The sequence below is a fragment of the Streptomyces sp. TRM64462 genome (genome assembly GCF_013362995.1).
Taxonomy (GTDB): domain Bacteria; phylum Actinomycetota; class Actinomycetes; order Streptomycetales; family Streptomycetaceae; genus Streptomyces.
Map to the genome: position 1 here is coordinate 1 of NZ_JABWDV010000297.1, position 15,644 is coordinate 15,644.

19 protein-coding genes and 1 pseudogene are annotated in these 15,644 nt (G+C 71.6%); 12 read left to right on the top strand and 8 right to left on the bottom strand.

The window, feature by feature from the left end; translation table 11 throughout:
- Positions 1-193 precede the first annotated feature (193 nt).
- Together HTZ82_RS13885 and HTZ82_RS13890 are read right to left on the bottom strand one after the other, a co-directional pair.
- The gene (locus HTZ82_RS13885; protein WP_175409666.1) at positions 194-907 is read right to left on the bottom strand and encodes a GntR family transcriptional regulator; all 714 of its coding nucleotides are present in this window, start codon (positions 905-907) and stop codon (positions 194-196) included.
- A 79-nt stretch (positions 908-986) separates the two neighbouring features.
- Positions 987-2,348, bottom strand: coding sequence for an aspartate aminotransferase family protein (locus tag HTZ82_RS13890; protein ID WP_175409667.1), 1,362 nt, complete (start codon positions 2,346-2,348; stop codon positions 987-989).
- Between the two features lie 183 nt (positions 2,349-2,531).
- Between HTZ82_RS13890 and HTZ82_RS13895 the strand changes: the two genes are divergently transcribed.
- From HTZ82_RS13895 to HTZ82_RS13905, 3 genes are all read left to right on the top strand, one after another.
- Positions 2,532-3,137, top strand: a complete 606-nt coding sequence (locus HTZ82_RS13895) for a type 1 glutamine amidotransferase family protein (protein WP_175409668.1) — start codon at positions 2,532-2,534, stop codon at positions 3,135-3,137.
- Positions 3,134-3,634, top strand: coding sequence for a MarR family winged helix-turn-helix transcriptional regulator (locus tag HTZ82_RS13900; RefSeq protein WP_175409669.1), 501 nt, complete (start codon positions 3,134-3,136; stop codon positions 3,632-3,634). The genes HTZ82_RS13895 and HTZ82_RS13900 overlap by 4 nt, the downstream gene beginning before the upstream one ends.
- Before the next feature lie 153 nt (positions 3,635-3,787).
- Positions 3,788-4,579 (top strand): putative protein N(5)-glutamine methyltransferase, encoded by a 792-nt coding sequence (locus HTZ82_RS13905; protein WP_175409670.1) that lies wholly within the window; start codon positions 3,788-3,790, stop codon positions 4,577-4,579.
- On the opposite strand, the gene HTZ82_RS13910 is transcribed toward HTZ82_RS13905, so the two are convergent.
- A complete protein-coding gene (locus HTZ82_RS13910; RefSeq protein WP_309235463.1) occupies positions 4,567-4,944 on the bottom strand; it encodes a hypothetical protein in 378 nt (125 codons plus the stop codon). The genes HTZ82_RS13905 and HTZ82_RS13910 overlap by 13 nt on opposite strands.
- A gap of 227 nt (positions 4,945-5,171) precedes the next feature.
- Here HTZ82_RS13910 and HTZ82_RS13915 point away from each other — a divergent pair, with 227 nt between their 5' ends.
- The 6 genes from HTZ82_RS13915 (at position 5,172) to HTZ82_RS13940 (ending at position 7,741) form a co-directional block, all read left to right on the top strand.
- On the top strand, positions 5,172-6,008 hold the full coding sequence (locus HTZ82_RS13915; RefSeq protein WP_175409672.1) for a helix-turn-helix transcriptional regulator: 837 nt from the start codon (positions 5,172-5,174) through the stop codon (positions 6,006-6,008).
- Positions 6,005-6,247 carry a DUF397 domain-containing protein gene (locus HTZ82_RS13920; RefSeq protein ID WP_175409673.1) on the top strand — a complete coding sequence of 81 codons (243 nt, stop codon included), beginning with the start codon at positions 6,005-6,007 and terminating at the stop codon, positions 6,245-6,247. Before HTZ82_RS13915 ends, HTZ82_RS13920 begins: the two co-directional genes overlap by 4 nt.
- Positions 6,244-6,474 (top strand): hypothetical protein, encoded by a 231-nt coding sequence (locus HTZ82_RS13925; RefSeq protein WP_175409674.1) that lies wholly within the window; start codon positions 6,244-6,246, stop codon positions 6,472-6,474. Before HTZ82_RS13920 ends, HTZ82_RS13925 begins: the two co-directional genes overlap by 4 nt.
- A gap of 50 nt (positions 6,475-6,524) precedes the next feature.
- Positions 6,525-6,719 carry a hypothetical protein gene (locus HTZ82_RS13930; RefSeq protein ID WP_217624115.1) on the top strand — a complete coding sequence of 65 codons (195 nt, stop codon included), beginning with the start codon at positions 6,525-6,527 and terminating at the stop codon, positions 6,717-6,719.
- Between the two features lie 14 nt (positions 6,720-6,733).
- Positions 6,734-7,033: a hypothetical protein gene (locus tag HTZ82_RS13935; protein WP_175409676.1), complete on the top strand. Its 300-nt coding sequence runs from the start codon at positions 6,734-6,736 to the stop codon at positions 7,031-7,033.
- A gap of 258 nt (positions 7,034-7,291) precedes the next feature.
- The gene (locus tag HTZ82_RS13940; RefSeq protein WP_175409677.1) at positions 7,292-7,741 is read left to right on the top strand and encodes a GNAT family N-acetyltransferase; all 450 of its coding nucleotides are present in this window, start codon (positions 7,292-7,294) and stop codon (positions 7,739-7,741) included.
- An 81-nt stretch (positions 7,742-7,822) separates the two neighbouring features.
- Here the strand turns inward: HTZ82_RS13940 and HTZ82_RS13945 are convergent, their stop codons facing one another.
- The 3 genes from HTZ82_RS13945 to HTZ82_RS13955 form a co-directional block, all read right to left on the bottom strand.
- Positions 7,823-8,233 carry a hypothetical protein gene (locus HTZ82_RS13945; protein WP_175409678.1) on the bottom strand — a complete coding sequence of 137 codons (411 nt, stop codon included), beginning with the start codon at positions 8,231-8,233 and terminating at the stop codon, positions 7,823-7,825.
- Positions 8,230-8,496, bottom strand: coding sequence for a hypothetical protein (locus tag HTZ82_RS13950; RefSeq protein ID WP_254711841.1), 267 nt, complete (start codon positions 8,494-8,496; stop codon positions 8,230-8,232). Before HTZ82_RS13950 ends, HTZ82_RS13945 begins: the two co-directional genes overlap by 4 nt.
- A 103-nt stretch (positions 8,497-8,599) precedes the next feature.
- Positions 8,600-9,505, bottom strand: coding sequence for a hypothetical protein (locus tag HTZ82_RS13955; protein WP_175409680.1), 906 nt, complete (start codon positions 9,503-9,505; stop codon positions 8,600-8,602).
- 423 nt (positions 9,506-9,928) lie between these two features.
- On the opposite strand from HTZ82_RS13955, the gene HTZ82_RS13960 reads away from it, so the two are divergent.
- Positions 9,929-11,494 (top strand): substrate-binding domain-containing protein, encoded by a 1,566-nt coding sequence (locus HTZ82_RS13960; RefSeq protein WP_175409681.1) that lies wholly within the window; start codon positions 9,929-9,931, stop codon positions 11,492-11,494.
- A 166-nt stretch (positions 11,495-11,660) separates the two neighbouring features.
- The gene (locus HTZ82_RS13965) at positions 11,661-12,416 is read left to right on the top strand and encodes a D-Ala-D-Ala carboxypeptidase family metallohydrolase (RefSeq protein WP_175409682.1); all 756 of its coding nucleotides are present in this window, start codon (positions 11,661-11,663) and stop codon (positions 12,414-12,416) included.
- A 23-nt stretch (positions 12,417-12,439) separates the two neighbouring features.
- On the opposite strand, the gene HTZ82_RS13970 is transcribed toward HTZ82_RS13965, so the two are convergent.
- Both HTZ82_RS13970 and HTZ82_RS13975 read right to left on the bottom strand, forming a co-directional pair.
- Entirely contained in the window at positions 12,440-13,531 is a 1,092-nt protein-coding gene (locus HTZ82_RS13970) for an N-acetylmuramoyl-L-alanine amidase (protein WP_254711842.1), read from the bottom strand.
- A gap of 251 nt (positions 13,532-13,782) precedes the next feature.
- Positions 13,783-15,066, bottom strand: coding sequence for an adenylosuccinate synthase (locus tag HTZ82_RS13975; protein WP_175409684.1), 1,284 nt, complete (start codon positions 15,064-15,066; stop codon positions 13,783-13,785).
- A 173-nt stretch (positions 15,067-15,239) separates the two neighbouring features.
- On the opposite strand from HTZ82_RS13975, the pseudogene HTZ82_RS13980 reads away from it, so the two are divergent.
- Positions 15,240-15,644: pseudogene (locus tag HTZ82_RS13980) on the top strand (diacylglycerol kinase); the annotation flags it as partial.

The window sequence follows — 15,644 nt, forward strand, 5'->3', positions numbered from 1 at the left end:
CGCGGACAGGGTGGTGAGGAGCCTGCGGATCATGCGGAGGGTCCCTTCCTTCCGCAGCGGGCCAGAGCAGCGATGTGGATACGTGGCCACAACTGGTGGATTTTGTTGGAAGGTTAGGGCGCGCGGCCCCGCACGGCACCCGTCGGGAGCGGTGCGAAAGTTTCAGCGACGGCGCAGGGCGGGAAGGCCGCGCTCAGCCCCGGTCGAGGCGCTCCAGATAGTCGGCCCACTCCAGCGAGTGCGCGTTGTACGCGTCCATCACCGCTATCAGCCGCGCCGGCTCCCCGTCCGTCACCGCGTCGACCAGGTCCTCGTGGCCGCTCCACAGCCAGTCGCACAGCCGCCGCTCCCCGCGCAGGTACGGCACGGCGAACACCCAGGCCTGGACGCGCAGCCGGTGCAGGAAGTCCGCGACGTACCGGTTCGCGACGATGCCGCCCAGCTCCCGCCAGAACCGCAGGTCGTAGCCGATCAGGATGTCGAGGTCCCCGGCGCGCGCCGCCCGCGACGCCGCCTCCGCCCGGCGCCGTACCGACACCAGCGCCGCCGCGTGCACGCACGACAGCCGCGCCGCGCCGACGGGTTCCCGGGCGGCCACCCGGTCCGCGACCCGCCGGAACAGCCCGTCCACGACGAGGGACCGCGCCTCGACCATGCCCCGGTAGTCGTCGACCGTGAACTGGTGTACGCGGAAACCTTTGTGCTGGTCGGAGTCGAGCAGCCCCTGCGCCGAAAGATCGACCAGCGCCTCCCGCACGGGCGTCGCGGAGACCCCGTACTGCTCAGCGATCTGTTTGACGGTGAACTCCCGCCCCGGCTGGAGACGCCCCGCGAGCACCTCGTCACGCAGCGCGTCCGCGATCTGCTGGCGCAGAGTGCTGCGGGTCACAGGTCCGCTCGCGGCCATGGGCTGGTCCCCTCCGTCCGGTTTCGGACACCTTAAGCCAGTCGGAGGGGGTCAACCGCAGGGCCGCATCACGGACCGGTCACACCGTGTGCTCGTCGGCCACGGCCAGGGCCGCGTCGAGGGCGGCGAGCCCCTCCTTCGCCTCGGCCTCGGTGAGGGTGCAGGCGGGCACGACGTGGGTGCGGTTCATGGCGAGGAACGGCCACAGCCCGCGCTGCTTGCAGGCCGCGCCGAAGGCCGCCATCGGGGCGTTCGCCTCGCCGCTCGCGTTGTACGGGACGAGCGGCTCGCGCGTCGTACGGTCCCGTACGAGCTCCAGCGCCCAGAAGGCGCCCAGGCCCCGCACCTCGCCGACGGACGGGTGCCGCTCGGCGAGGGCCCGCAGCCCGGGGCCGAGGATCCGCTCGCCCAGCTCGGCGGCCCGCTCGACGATCCGCTCCTCCGCCATGACCTCCAGGGTCGCGACGGCGGCCGCGCAGGCCAGCGGGTGCCCGGAGTACGTGAGCCCGCCGGGGTAGGGCCGGCGGTCGAAGGTCGCGGCGACCTTCGCGGAGATCGCAACACCGCCGAGCGGTACGTATCCGGAGGTGACGCCCTTGGCGAAGGTCAGCAGGTCGGGCACGACGCCGTAGTGGTCGGCCGCGAACCACGCGCCCGTACGCCCGAAGCCCGCCATGACCTCGTCGAGGACGAGCAGGATGCCGTGCCGGTCGCACAGCTCGCGCACGCCCGCGAGGTAGCCGGGCGGCGGCGGCATGATCCCGGCGGTGCCGGGGACGGTCTCCAGGACGATCGCGGCGACGGACTGCGGCCCCTCGAACGCGAGGGTGTCCTCCAGGTGCGCGAGCGCCCGCTCGCACTCCTGCGCCTCGTTCTCGGCGTAGAAGGCGGAGCGGTAGAGGAACGGCCCCCAGAAGTGGACGACCCCGGCGGTCGCGGTGTCGGACGCCCAGCGGCGCGGGTCGCCGGTCAGGTTGATCGCGGTGGAGGTGGCGCCGTGGTACGACCGGTAGGCGCTGAGCACCTTCGGGCGGCCGGTGTGGAGGCGGGCCATGCGGACGGCGTTCTCGACGGCCTCGGCGCCGCCGCCCGTGAAGAAGATCTTGTCGAGGTCCCCGGGGGTCCGCTCGGCGATCAGCCGGGCCGCCTCGGACCGTGCGTCGACGGCGAAGGCGGGCGCGAAGGTGGCGAGCTTCCCGGCCTGCTCCTGGATGGCGGCGACGACCTTGGGGTGCTGGTAGCCGATGTTGGTGAAGACGAGGCCGCTGGTGAAGTCGAGGTAGCGGTTCCCGTCGTAGTCCCAGAAGTAGGCGCCGTCGGCGCCCGCGACGGCGAGCGGGTCGACGAGCGCCTGGGCGGACCAGGAGTGGAACACATGGGCACGGTCGGCGGCCTTGACGGCGGCGCCCGCCTGCGGGTCGGGAGCGACGAGAGGGGTCATACCGGCCAGGTTAGGAAGCGGTGGCGAGGGGCGACATGGCCATCTTGTATGGCGGAAGGGGCGACGCTCGGCAGCCTGTCGCACGGCACGGGCACTGATTGACAGTAAGCTGTCGACATGACAGCCTTCTGTCATAGGGAAGAGAAGGCAGTACGTGCCGTACGGAGCCGCCGGGAGGCAGCCATGACCAGCACCACGCCCCAGAAGCCCGTCCACCTCGCCGTCTACGACACCTTCGCCGACTGGGAGACCGGCCACACCACGGCCTGGCTCGCCAGGGGCGGACACCGGATCCGTACGGTCGGCCCGACCACCGACCCGGTCACCACCATCGGCGGCCTGCGCGTCACACCCGACCTGGCGCTCGGCGACCTGCGCCCCGAGGACAGCGCGCTGCTGATCCTCACGGGCGCCGACGCCTGGGACGAGGGCGACGACCTGGCGCCCTTCGCCGCCAAGGCCCGCGCGTTCCTCGACGCGGGCGTCCCGGTCGCCGCGATCTGCGGCGCGACGGCGGGCCTGGCCCGCGAGGGCCTCCTCGACGACCGCCCGCACACCGGCGCCGCCCCCTTCTACCTGGCGGCGACCGGCTACAAGGGCGGTGACCGCTACGTCGAGACGGACGCCGTGACGGACGGCGACCTGATCACGGCCGGACCCACCGAACCGGTCGCCTTCGCGCGCGAAGTCCTCGGCAGGATGGGCGTGTTCGACGGCGGGAAGCTGGACGCCTGGTACCGCCTGTTCCACGACTCGGACCCGGCGGCGTACGAGGAGCTCAACGCGTGAGCCGCGCCGACGAACAGGACCTGCTGTCGCGCACGGCGCTCGCGGTGTTCCGGCTGAACGGCCAGTTCCTCGCGGTGTCGGAGGAGCTGGCCCGCCCGGCCGGCCTCACGGCGGCGTGGTGGCAGGTGCTCGGCGCGGTCCTGCACGAGCCGCTGCCGGTCGCCGGCATCGCCCGCGCCATGGGCATCACGCGCCAGAGCGTCCAGCGCGTCGCGGACCTGCTGGTGGAGCGGGGCCTCGCCGCGTACGCCCCGAACCCGGCGCACCGCCGCGCCAAGCTGCTCGCGCCCACCGACGAGGGCCGCGCGGCGGTGGCCCGCATCGACCCGGGCCACGCGGAGCTGGCGGCACGGCTCGCCGCCGAACTGGGCGACGAGGCGTTCGCGGAGACGGCGCGCGTCCTTGAGCGGTTGTCACGGGCGATGGACGCGCTGGAAAGGCATGACCGAGATGAACGAGATGAACGGGATGGTCGGGATGAACGGGATGTCGGCTAAGGTCGCTGGACACACGACGAAGGAGGTGAGCCCCATCCACCCCAGGACAGGCAGTGTGCTCTCCTCCGAGGCCGGTACGGTCGCCGCGCCGTAGCCGTGGACGAACCCCCGGGAGCACGCTCGCAGGCGCGGCTCCCGAAAGGCCCACGCTCCATGACCGCGACACCCTTCCGCACCACCCTCGCCACCACGCTCCGCGCCGCCGGATGCGTCTTCGCCGAGGACGAGGCGGACCTCATCCTCGCCACGGCCCGTAACGACTCCGAGGTGACCGCCATGGTCACCCGCCGCACCGCCGGCCACCCGTTGGAACACGTCCTCGGCTGGGCCGAGTTCGGCGGCCTGCGGGTCGCCGTGGACGAGGGCGTGTTCGTACCGCGCCGCCGCACCGAGTTCCTCGTCGAACGGGCCGCCGCCCTGGCCCCGCGCGGCGCGCTCGTCGTCGACCTGTGCTGCGGCACGGGCGCGCTGGGCGCCGCCCTGGCGGCCGCGCCGGGCCGGGACGTCCGCCTCCACGCCGCCGACATCGACCCGGCGGCGGTCCGCTGCGCCCGCCGCAACGTCACGCCGCTGGGCGGCACGGTCTACGAGGGCGACCTGTACGCCCCGCTGCCGGCGGCCCTCCGGGGCCGGGTGGACGTCCTGCTGGCGAACGTCCCGTACGTTCCGTCCGGCGAAGTCGCCCTCCTGCCCCAGGAGGCCCGGGTCCACGAGGCCCTGGTCGCCCTCGACGGCGGCCCCGACGGCCTGGACGTCCTGCGCCGCGTCACCGCCGAGGCGGCGCACTGGCTGGCCCCCGGCGGCGCCCTCCTCTTCGAGACGAGCACCCGCCAGGCCCCGGAGGCCGTACGAGCCGTGGAGACGGCCCCCGGCGACCTGACCGCACAGGTGGTGACCTGCGAGGACCGGGACGCGACGGTCGTCGTGGCACGCTACGGCAGGTGACCCCGGCTCACCGCCTCGACAGCGGGCATCACGACGAGCACGTTGACGATGGCGCTCCGCAGCAGCAGCGGGTGCACGAACCGCCCCGGCTCGCTCGGCGCACACCGCCACGAAAGGGGCCAGGTACGCCCCTGAAGCGCGGGCACCGGTACGTAGCTCTCGGCCCCCTGCTCCGCGTTGAACCGCACGGTCCCGTCGGGCCACCGGTCGCGGACCGTACTCCCGGCGGGAAGCAGGAAGTACGTCCCGCGCCGCCCGTTCGCCTCGGCCACGATCGGCCCGGGATCGCCGTTCGTCATCTGCTCCAGACAGTCCGCGATCCGGCGCCCGTCGTCACCGTCGAGCCGTACGGCGTCGAATTGCACACCGGCTTTGCTCAATTGGATTCCGGAGGCGGGAACCCAGCCCAGCCCACCCTGACAACTTCTCGCATTCACAGGGACATTGTGAGCGGCCCGCGCTAGCGTTTCCCGCAACTGACGCAGGGTGTAACTGTGCCGTTGACCTGCACAAACACCGTGATCGGCAGTCAAATTCGGCGGGGATCGGTTGAGACCGGTTGAGACCGGTTGAGTCGCAGTGGGGAGCGAAAATGGCAGGCCGCGAGAACAAGGAAAACGCCACCCCGACAGCACAGCTCGTCGCGCACATGGCCCGCGAAATGCGAAGGCGCCAGGGCCTGACGCAGGCCCAGCTCGGCGACAGGATCGGCTTCTCGGGCGCGGCGGTGAGCGGCGTCGAGACGTGCGCCCAGCCGGCGAGCGACCAGATGCTGGTGAAGCTGGAGGAGACGATCGGAGGGGACCTGGGCTTCTTCCAGACCGCGCGGATCTACATGCGCATCGAGAAGTATCCGCAGCAGTTCAAGAACTACGCGCTGCTGGAGCGGGAGGCGGTGAGCCTGTCGCTGTACGCGATGACGGTGGTACACGGCCTGTTCCAAACCCGGGAGTACGCGAGGGCGCTGATCGCGGGCGGGTTCCCGATCCTCAACGAGGATCGAGTGGAGGAGCTGGTGGAGGCGCGGATGGCGAGGCAGGAGCTGTTCGACCGCGACCCGGTGGCGACGATCGAGCTGGTCCTGGACGAGGCGGTACTGCTACGCCAGATCGGCAATCAGGAGGTCATGCGGGGCCAGTTGCACAGGCTGGCGGAGCACGCCAAGAGGCGCAACGTAACAATCCAGGTGCTACCGCTGTCGGCGGGGCTGCACGGCGAGCACGCGGGCGTGTACGGCGACATGACCCTGATCGAGACGGACGAGCACCAGCCCCTCCTCTACCTGGAACCGCAGGAAGAGAGCTTGCTGATCAGCGACCCTGCAAAGGTGAGTACGTATGCCCAGCGGTATGCGAGGATTCGGGCACAGGCCCTGGACCCCCGTGAATCGCTGGGCCTCATCGAGCGGTTGGCAGGAGATCAGCCATGAGAGACACCCTCCGGTGGTTCAAATCGAGCTACAGCAACCCCAGCGGTGGCGAGTGCATCGAAGTGGCCTTCGACTGGCACAAGTCGTCGTACAGCAGCGACAGCGGCGGCGACTGCGTCGAGGTGGCCGCCTGCCCGCACACCGTCCACGTCCGTGACTCCAAGAACGTCGACGGCGGAACGCTCGCCGTCGCGCCCACGGCCTGGTCCGCGTTCCTCGCGGGCGCCGTGCGGCTTTGAGAACCGTCATCGCCGGGCAGCTGGTAGAGCTGCCCGGCACCATCGCCGCGATCCGGGCCGCCCTGGACGAGGACCGGGTCAAGGAGTTCGACGCGGAGATCCAGCACGTCCCGGTCGCCGATCTCCCGGTGGCGCTGGCGCGTTGGGCGCTGTCGACGACGGAGGCGGACCGCGAGGACAGCGAGCTGTTCGAGCGCCTCGCGCGCGGCGAGGACGTAAGGGAGTGAGCGGCTACCGCCTCCAGTACGCACCCCCGGCGGACCTGGCCCTCGACTCCATGGAGCCGGCGCTGCGCACCCGCTTCGACGCGGGCATGCGCACGCTGCTGATCCCGGACCCGTACGGCCACGGCTCGGCGCCCATAGACCGCGACGAGGACCGCCGCGAGGCCACGGTGTCGGGCGTGGTGATCCGCTACTACGTCAGCCACAGCGTGCTGACGGTGACGGTGGTCCGCGTCGTCTTCGTCTGAGCTCCGGGGAACACATGGCAGCCGTACGTCTCTCGATCAGCATGCCGGCCGAGGTCCGTGACAGGATCAAGGATCACGCCGCGCGACTCGGTATGGACGTATCGACTTTCGTTACCATCGCCACCCAGGCGCAGATGGACCAGCAGGACAGGGTGAGCAAAGTGTTCGAGCCCTTCGAGCAGGCCCGCAGGGAAGCGGAAGCGGGGGCAGAGGAAGGCACCTGGCTGGGTGACCACCTTGAGCTGACACCCGAAGAGCAGGCCGAGGTGAACGCCATCCTGGGGCGCGCGTCTGGGGACCAGGCTGCCGCTTGAGCATCTTCGTCTACGACACCGGCATGCTCCTGGCGCTGATCCAGAATGATCGCCGAGCCCACGTTCTGCACAAGGGCTACGTTGCCGTAGGCGGCCACGGCCCGTCGTCCCGGGCCCCGCGCTGTCTCAGGCGTGGCGCACCAACCCGAAGACGGCCTACGTCTGCAAGAGGCTGCCCGGGTGCAACGTGACGGCTGTCGCCGTCTGAACGCGCAAAGCGATTGACGGCGGGCCGAGTGTCCGGCTTGGCTGCTGGATGTGATCGAACTCCGTATCGAGCGGGTGGACGGCGGCGGTTCGGGCCTCGTCGAGGACTGGCGGCGCATCCACAACACCATCATTCCGACGCACGTCCTGTCGTCGGACGACGTCCGCGAGCGGGCCGGGCGCAACCGCCTGGAGGTCGCGTACGTCGGTGACGTGGCCGTCGGGTGCACCACCGTGCGGCCGCCGACGGAGGAGGCGCCCGGTACGGCGACGGTCATCGCGCGCGTCCTCGCCCCGTACCGCCGCCGGGGATACGGCGAGGAGCTGTACGTACACGGGCTGGAGCAGGCCCGGGAGTTGGGCGCGGAGACCGTCGAGACGGTGGTGCTGGCGTCCAACGAGGACGGGCTGCGGTTCGCCCTGAAGCACGGGTTCGTGGAGGTCGAGCGGTACCTGCTCGACGGCGACACGATCCCGTGGATCGACCTCCGGCTGACGTAGCCGTCCCCGCGCCGACGCTTGCGGTACGGTCGCACGNGGCGCGGGGCCCGGGCGCGATCCGGGCCCCGCGCCGCTCTGTCGCTACTTCTCCAGAGTGATCACGCGCACCCCGGTGCCGCGGTAACGGTCCGGGTCACCGCTCAGGACGGGCCTGCCCCTCGGCCACTCGACCGAGGGCTGCGCCAAGTGCACGGCGTGTGCGCCGCTCCACTCGTCGCCGTGCACCCGCAGGCGCTTGCCGACGGCGGCCGCGCCGACGAAGTTCAGCGCCTCGATGTCGACGGACGGCAGCGACCCGACGTGCTCGGCCACCCCGGCCCGTTCCCCTTCGGCGGCCGTCAGGCACAGGGCGGGGACGCAGATGTGGAGGGTCGCGTCGTTCTCGGCCTCGACAACCAGGCGGGAAGCCATACGGTTGCCCGCGCCGAGGGCGAGCACTGCGGTCTCGTCGAGGACGACCGACCGCGGCAGGGGGTACGTGCTCTCCGTCATCGGACCTCCCCCGCCTTGCCGGACACGATGTCCGCCCACAGCTGCTCCCCGGCCTTGGCGTCCTCCTCGGTGTACGGCCCGTCGAGGAAGTGCTGCTCGATGTACGCCTTGGTCTCCTCGCGCCGCTGGGCCAGCTCCTCCTTCGTGGGCGTCGCACCGGCGAGCTGTGCGACCAGCTCCCGCATGGTGATGCCACGCTCGCGGGCGAGCTCCTGGAGGCGGTCACGGACCGCGGTGTCGACCTTGATCGTGGTGTCAGCCATGTAGACAGTATACCGGCGGTATACCGTTTCCGGGCGCACGAGTGCGATGGTCATGGCTCTCCTTTCCTTCGGTGGACCCGGCCGCCCTACGCGGCCGGGAGCTTCAGCAGGGGCCCGGGAGCGGGTCCGGGCCGCGCCGCAGCGCCTCGCGGGCGGCGGAGGCGCCGCGTTGGGCGGCGCCGACGAAGGCCGCCACGGCCGCGGGCAGCGCGGCGTGCGGCGCGCAGCGGGAGCAGGTCGCGCCCTTCGGGACGGGCACCCCGCAGTCGGGGCACTCGGGGCGTACGGGCGCCGCGGGGCGGGGCGCGGGTTTCTTGCGCTTCAGGCGGTCCGCCAGCAGGGCGGCGGGTGCGTAGACTCGGGCGGGCAGGCCCGCGGTGAGGGCCTCGCTGACGGACGCCTCGGTCGCGCCGGCCGCGAACCACTCCTCGACGAGGCTCCCGAGCTTCACCGCCTCCTCCGCTCCCACCGCCAGCCGCGGCTCGCGCCGCCCCAGCGAGGCGAGGAGCTGAGCCGCCCGGCTCGGAGGCGGGGACGGCGGGGGCGGCGGTGGGGGCGGGGAGGGAGGTTCTTGTACCCCGGTACTTTCTCCCGGAGGGAGAGCGCCCGCGTCCCCGGCGTCCGGCTCACCGGAGCCCGGATTCTGAGCCGGGGCCTCCGCGGCGGCAGCGGCGGGTGCGGCGGGTGCGGCGGCGGCATCTGCGGGTGTCGTTTCGAACGGCGTGTCGTACACGTCGTACGTCGTCAACCAGTAACCCGTACGGGGGTCCTGGTACGACTCCCTCCGCAAGTACCCCGCCGCCTCCAGCTCGTGGAGCGCCTTGCCGATGCGCGTACGGCCCTCACGTCGGCGTTTGGCCAGGCTGCGGATGTCGACGCACGCGGCCTCGGGGAGGCTGAGGAGGTAGACGAGGACGCCGGCCGCGACGAACGAGATGTTCGGATCCCGGAGGAGTTCGTTGCCGAGCGTGGTGAAGTTACGGGTGCGCGCGGTACGGTGAATCTGCATTGGGAGGGTTCTGCTCCTGGTGCCGCGCCCTCGGATGTTGCAGCATCGCGGGGGCATTTCGTTGTCGGGTCGATTTCTCTTTGCTGGCGTGACTGTATCCCCGACGTCCTTTGAGCACGCAAGCCAACTCCCGTTAGTCATATGAATGTTGACCTGCGGTGGTGCGCAACCTGGCCTCCGGTGCGACCTGGCGTTTCGCACCCTCGCAGACGCGAAAGGGCGGCCACCGACAGCGGCGGCCGCCCTCTCGTCATATGCCGATTTCATCCCTGTGGGTGAGGGCGCCCCCGGACCAGGCAGGAGGAGGGCGGAAGTTGAACGTGTCATGAATTCCGCCGCGCGCCCGCCGCACCTCCCCCACCGCCGCCGTACCGTGACCCCACATGTCCCGCCGGACACCTGTACGAGCGAGGGGGAGCGCCCGTGGAGTGGTTCAGCGCAGAGAACGTCGTCGCCGTCCTCACCGCCGCGCTCGGCGTCCTCGCCTCCGTCGGCGTGCTCTGGTACGAACGGCGCGTCCCGCGGCGCAAACGCATCGGCTACCGGGTGCAGATGGACACGCCCGTCGGCGGCAACGCCCGGGGCGACGGCGACGGCACGCCCGGCACGCCCGGCACCGTACGCTTCAGGCTCTTCGGCCGGGCCCCGGACCCCGGGCTCGACCTGTCCGACGCCACCCTCGTCCTCCTCCGCGTCGAGAACGACGGCCCGCAGAGCATCGCCGACGCCGACTACACCGACCCGTCGCTCCGCGGCCTCACCGTCGAGTTCACCGACCGGCGCATCCACGGCGTCGAGGTCACCGACACCGGCGACGCCGACCACCTCGCACGGCACTTCACACCCGAGTCCGGCATGCGGCACGAGGGCGGCACCCTGCATCTGCCCCGCATCCCCCTCAACCCGGGCCAGCACTTCAAGCTGCTGTTCCTCCTCACGGGCGGCCCGGCCGACAGCCCCGTACGCGTCACCGGCGGACTGCGCGACGGCGCGGTACGGCCGAACACCTCCCTCACCGCGGACGAGACCCCGCCCGTCTTCAGCCGCCCCGCCCGCCTCATCACCGTCCTGCTCACGCTGTGCGTGGTGTCCCTCGCGGCGATCATCGTCGTACGGGACGACACCCGCCCGCCCATGGGCTGCGCCACCGGCAGCCTCACCCTCGTCGGCTCCACCGCCTTCGCGCCCGTCGCGGAGGAACTGGCCCGCAAGTACGAGAAGGACTGCCCCGGTTCCGACATCACCGTCGACGCGCACGGCACCACCACCGGCATCCGCGCACTCGCCGACGCCGGCGCCCGGCACAGGAACGGCTCACCGGCCGTCATCGCCCTGTCCGACGGGCCCAAGCCGTCCCCCGGCTACGAGGACCTGCGCGAGAACCGCGTCGCCGTCAGCGCCTTCGCCCTCGTCGTCAACGACCGCGTACCGCTGCGCGGACTCACCACCGGCGACGTACGGGGCATCTACCGGGGCGACATCACCAACTGGTCCCGGCTCGGCGGGCCCGACCTGCCCATCGCGCTCGTCAGCCGCAACACCAACTCCGGTACGCGCGAGGTCTTCCAGCGCCGCGTACTCGGCCGGTTCGAGCCCGCGCCGTCGTCCCGCGACTGCCTGCGCAAGGACGACGTGTCCGCGCGCGTCCTGCGCTGCGAGGTCGACTCGACCCGGCAGGTCATGTCCACCGTCGCCGCCGTCCCGGGTGCGCTCGGCTACAGCGAACTCCGGCTGGGCAGCGAGGTGAAGGGGCTGCACCGGCTGGAGCTCGACGGGCACGAGCCGTCCGTCGAGGGGCTCGCCGCGCGCGGCGGCTACCCGTACCGGGAGATCGAGTACGCGTACACGTACGGCCGGCCGCCCGCCGACTCGCTCGTCTCCAGCTTCCTCGACTATCTCGTGCGCGGCAGCGGCCAGGACGTCGTGCGCACGCACGGGCACCTGCCGTGCGGGGCGCCCGAGGGGCTGCGCATCTGCGCGGAGCCGTAAGCCGTGCGCCGATCCGGCACCGGCACCGGCACCCCGCACCGGATGCCTGGGCCGTGTCCCACCGTCCCGCGTTGTCCCGCACTTCTCACGGGACGCACCCTGCGCCCCGCCCGCCCCCGATGATGAGCCGCGTCTCCGCACCGCTGACGAGGAGAGGACCGACACCATGAGTTCACCGACCACCCACCTCGGCCGCCGCGGCCTGCTGGCGCTCGCCGCGGGCGGCCTGGCCGCCGCCGCCGCGAACATCGGCCTCGCGACCCCCGCCGCCGCCTACGGCTGGTCCCGCACCCTCAAGGAGGGGCTGTCCGGCTCCGACGTGAAGGAGCTCCAGATCCGGGTGGCCGGCTGGGCCGCCGACAGCGCCAAGAAGACGTACGTGGCCGTCGACGGCCAGTTCGGCCCCGGCACCAAGGCCGCCGTCATCCGCTTCCAGCGGGCCTACGGCCTGTCCGCGGACGGCATCGCCGGGCCGCAGACGTTCGGCGCGCTCAACGCCCTGGAGAGCGCCGACGGTTCGACGGCCCACTTCGCGTGGTCCGAGTTCCACAGCAAGGACGGCTCCGGCTTCTCCGGCGGCAAGGTCGGCTCGGCCACCGTCAAGGAGAACGTCCGCCGCACGATGTACAAGCTGGAGGCCCTCCGCAAGAAGGCGGGCAACCGGCCCGTCACCGTCAACTCCGGCTTCCGGAGCGTCAGCCACAACTCCGCCATCGGCGGCTCGTCCAACTCGCAGCACATGTACGGGATCGCCGCCGACATCGTGGTGTCCGGCCTCTCGACGTACAGCGTCTACAAGATCGCCGAGACGTGCGGCTACTCGGGCCTGGAGCGCTACACGGTCTCCTGGCAGCACGTCGACAGCCGCATCGAGTACCCGTACGGCGCCCAGTCCTGGTGGTGGGAGAGCGGCGTCGTGTGAGCACGGACCGGCCCCGGCCGGGCTCAGGCGAGGAGGCGGCTCCACGTGCGGGCGTCGACGACGCCGTCGGACGGCAGGCCACGCGACGACTGGAACGACCTGACCCCGGACTCGGTGCCGGACCCGAAGATCCCGTCGACCGCGGTGGGCAGGGAGTGGGCCGCGAGCTGGCTCTGCACGGCCTCCACCGCCTGCCCGGTCGCGCCCCGGGCGAGCGGGACGCTGAGCTGGCTCCAGGTCTGGTTGCCGGCTATGCCGTCCACCGACGCGCGCGCGGTGCCCTGGAACTCCCGTACGGCGGCCTCGGTCCCGGGCCCGAACCGGCCGTCGGCGACCAGCGCCGCGCCTCTCGTGTTCAGCAGGTACTGGAGGGTGCGCACCCGCTCCCCGGAGTCGCCGCTGCGGACGACCGGCCACACCGGGGCCGCCGGGTCACCGCCGATGCGCGCCGCCACGTCCCGGCGGAGCTGGGGCAGGAGGGCGTAGAGGCGGTCACCGGGGCAGGCGGTGTTGTTGAAGTCCCGGTGACCGTAGATCTGGTAGGCGCGCAGCCCGTACCGGCGGCAGATCTCCTCGCAGAGGGCGACCAGCGCCGCGTACTGCCGGCCAGGCGGGGCCACGCTGGTGTACGTGCCCTCGTTCTCGATGCCGATGGCGACGGAGTTCTGGCCGGTGCAGTGCGCGGACTCCACCATGCGGGTGCCGCCCCGAAGGGTCGACAGGCTGCTGTGGCGGCCCTCCATGATGTGCGCGCCGCGGCTGATGGTGAAGTGCTGGCCGCTGTCGATCCACCCGGGCCGGTTCATGTGGTCGTTCTGGATGGACCGGGCGAGCGCGTAGGCGTGCGCCGCCGAGTAGTCGGTGGAGTTCGCGGTCGCCGTGTGGTGGACGAGGATCTTGTGCGGGCGGCCGGCGGTCAGCGTGACGGGGCTGCTCGGCGGGCGGGCGCCCCAGGCCGCGCAGTCCGCGATCACGGGCCCCGCGGCGTGGGCCCGGCCGGCGGTGCCGAGCGTGGTCGACGCGGCGGCACCGGCGACGAACGCGCCGGAGAGTCCGGAGAGCAGGGAACGGCGGCTCGGGCGGTGGCGGCCCCAGGACGCATCGGTGGATGCCAAGGGTCTCTCCCATACGGAGGAGGAGGCGGGGGGTTCGAACGACGCGATCGCCCTCTCACTCTGCGCGCCCGCCCGCCGTCCCTCCAGCCCCTCACCGTCCCGGGGACGCGGCATTCACCCGATGGGACGCCGCGGGACGGGACAGCAAGAGCTCCCCGCACCGAGCGGTACGGGGAGCGAAGGAGGCACCGCCTCCTTGAGGCCTGCCGGCCTCCATGCCTGGATGCCTGGATGCCTGGATGCCCGGAGGCCTACAGGAACGAGTTGATCTCGATCGTCTCCGTGCGGCCGGGGCCGACACCGATCGCGGAGATCGGCGCGCCCGACATCTCCTCCAGCGCCTTGACGTACGCCTGCGCGTTCTTCGGCAGGTCGGAGAACGTCTTCGCCTTCGAGATGTCCTCGGACCAGCCCGGCAGGTACTCGTACACCGGCTTCGCGTGGTGGAAGTCGGTCTGCGAGTACGGCAGCTCCTCGACACGCCTGCCGTCGATCTCGTACGCGACACAGACGGGGATCTGCTCCCAGCCGGTCAGGACGTCCAGCTTGGTGAGGAAGAAGTCCGTCAGGCCGTTCACGCGCGTGGCGTAGCGGGCGATCACCGCGTCGAACCAGCCGCAGCGGCGGTCACGGCCCGTGGTCACGCCGCGCTCGCCGCCGATGCGGCGCAGCGCCTCTCCGTCCTCGTCGAACAGCTCCGTCGGGAACGGTCCGGCGCCGACACGGGTCGTGTACGCCTTGAGGATGCCGATGACACGGCTGATCTTCGTCGGGCCGACGCCCGCGCCGGTGCAGGCACCGCCGGAGGTCGGGTTCGAGGACGTGACGAAGGGGTACGTGCCGTGGTCGACGTCCAGGAGCGTGCCCTGGCCGCCCTCGAAGAGGACGACCTTGCCCTCGTCGATGGCGTTGTTCAGGATCAGCGTGGTGTCCGCGACGTACGGCTTGATCTGCTCCGCGTACTGGAGCATCTCCTCCACGATCTTGGAGGACTCGATCGCGCGGCGGTTGTAGAGCTTGGCGAGGAGCTGGTTCTTGACCTCCAGCGCCGCTTCGACCTTCTGGGTGAGGATCGACTCGTCGTACAGGTCCTGGACGCGAATGCCGACGCGGTTGATCTTGTCGGCGTACGTCGGGCCGATGCCACGGCCGGTCGTACCGATCTTCCGCTTGCCGAGGAACCGTTCCGTCACCTTGTCGAGGGTGACGTTGTACGGGGTGATGAGGTGGGCGTTTCCGCTGACCAGGAGCTTGGAGGTGTCGACGCCCCGCTCGTTGAGCCCGCTCAGCTCGGAGAGCAGGACCGCCGGGTCGACGACGACACCGTTCCCGATCACCGGAGTGCACCCCGGCGAGAGGATCCCGGAGGGGAGGAGGTGCAGCGCGTACTTCTGGTCGCCTACGACAACCGTGTGACCGGCGTTGTTGCCACCCTGGTAGCGCACCACATAGTCGACGGATCCACCGAGCAGGTCGGTGGCCTTCCCTTTGCCCTCGTCACCCCACTGAGCACCGAGCAGCACAAGTGCGGGCACAGGCGTACACCCCTTCCGGGCGGGGCATGTCCAAGGCCAGGGGCGGTAAATGTCGTACGGCGGTGTACGACATCAGCCTGAGCCGTTGAACCGGTGCCCCGGAATAGACGAAGCCCCTGGCGCAATAGCGCAAGGGGCTCTTGCACAAAGATGCTACCCGAGGAAGGACCGAGGTGTCGGCTCCCGACCAGCTCCTGGTGGTCATCGACCCGGTCGCCCGCCGCAGCGACGGCGAGTCCGTACGGATCGCGAAGGACGTTTTGTGCGGCGGTGCCGCCGCGAAGGTGTGTCTGCCGGACACCCCGGAGGAGTTCGCGCGGGCGCTGGCCCGGCGGGGCGGCCGGCGGCCCGTGGTCGTCGGGGACGACCGGGCGCTGGTGCGGGCCGTGGGGCTGCTGCACCGGGAGGGCGAGCTGGCCGAGGACCCGCTGTCACTCGTTCCGGTGGGGCCCGAGGGCACGGTGCGGCTGGCCGCGTCGCTGGGGGCGCCGCTGGGCGCGGTGACGGCGGCGCGGGCCGTGCTGGACGGGGTGGAGCGGCGGCTCGATCTGCTGGTGGACGACGTGGGCGGGGTGGTC

Bases quoted from the DNA above. Each gene is read 5' to 3' on its own strand.
- HTZ82_RS13885 (WP_175409666.1), bottom strand. From the start codon at position 907: ATGGCCGCGAGCGGACCTGTGACCCGCAGCACTCTGCGCCAGCAGATC.
- HTZ82_RS13890 (WP_175409667.1), bottom strand. From the start codon at position 2,348: ATGACCCCTCTCGTCGCTCCCGACCCGCAGGCGGGCGCCGCCGTCAAG.
- HTZ82_RS13895 (WP_175409668.1), top strand. From the start codon at position 2,532: ATGACCAGCACCACGCCCCAGAAGCCCGTCCACCTCGCCGTCTACGAC.
- HTZ82_RS13905 (WP_175409670.1), top strand. From the start codon at position 3,788: ATGACCGCGACACCCTTCCGCACCACCCTCGCCACCACGCTCCGCGCC.
- HTZ82_RS13915 (WP_175409672.1), top strand. From the start codon at position 5,172: ATGGCAGGCCGCGAGAACAAGGAAAACGCCACCCCGACAGCACAGCTC.
- HTZ82_RS13920 (WP_175409673.1), top strand. From the start codon at position 6,005: ATGAGAGACACCCTCCGGTGGTTCAAATCGAGCTACAGCAACCCCAGC.
- HTZ82_RS13930 (WP_217624115.1), top strand. From the start codon at position 6,525: ATGGAGCCGGCGCTGCGCACCCGCTTCGACGCGGGCATGCGCACGCTG.
- HTZ82_RS13935 (WP_175409676.1), top strand. From the start codon at position 6,734: ATGGCAGCCGTACGTCTCTCGATCAGCATGCCGGCCGAGGTCCGTGAC.
- HTZ82_RS13945 (WP_175409678.1), bottom strand. From the start codon at position 8,233: ATGACGGAGAGCACGTACCCCCTGCCGCGGTCGGTCGTCCTCGACGAG.
- HTZ82_RS13950 (WP_254711841.1), bottom strand. From the start codon at position 8,496: ATGGCTGACACCACGATCAAGGTCGACACCGCGGTCCGTGACCGCCTC.
- HTZ82_RS13955 (WP_175409680.1), bottom strand. From the start codon at position 9,505: ATGCAGATTCACCGTACCGCGCGCACCCGTAACTTCACCACGCTCGGC.
- HTZ82_RS13965 (WP_175409682.1), top strand. From the start codon at position 11,661: ATGAGTTCACCGACCACCCACCTCGGCCGCCGCGGCCTGCTGGCGCTC.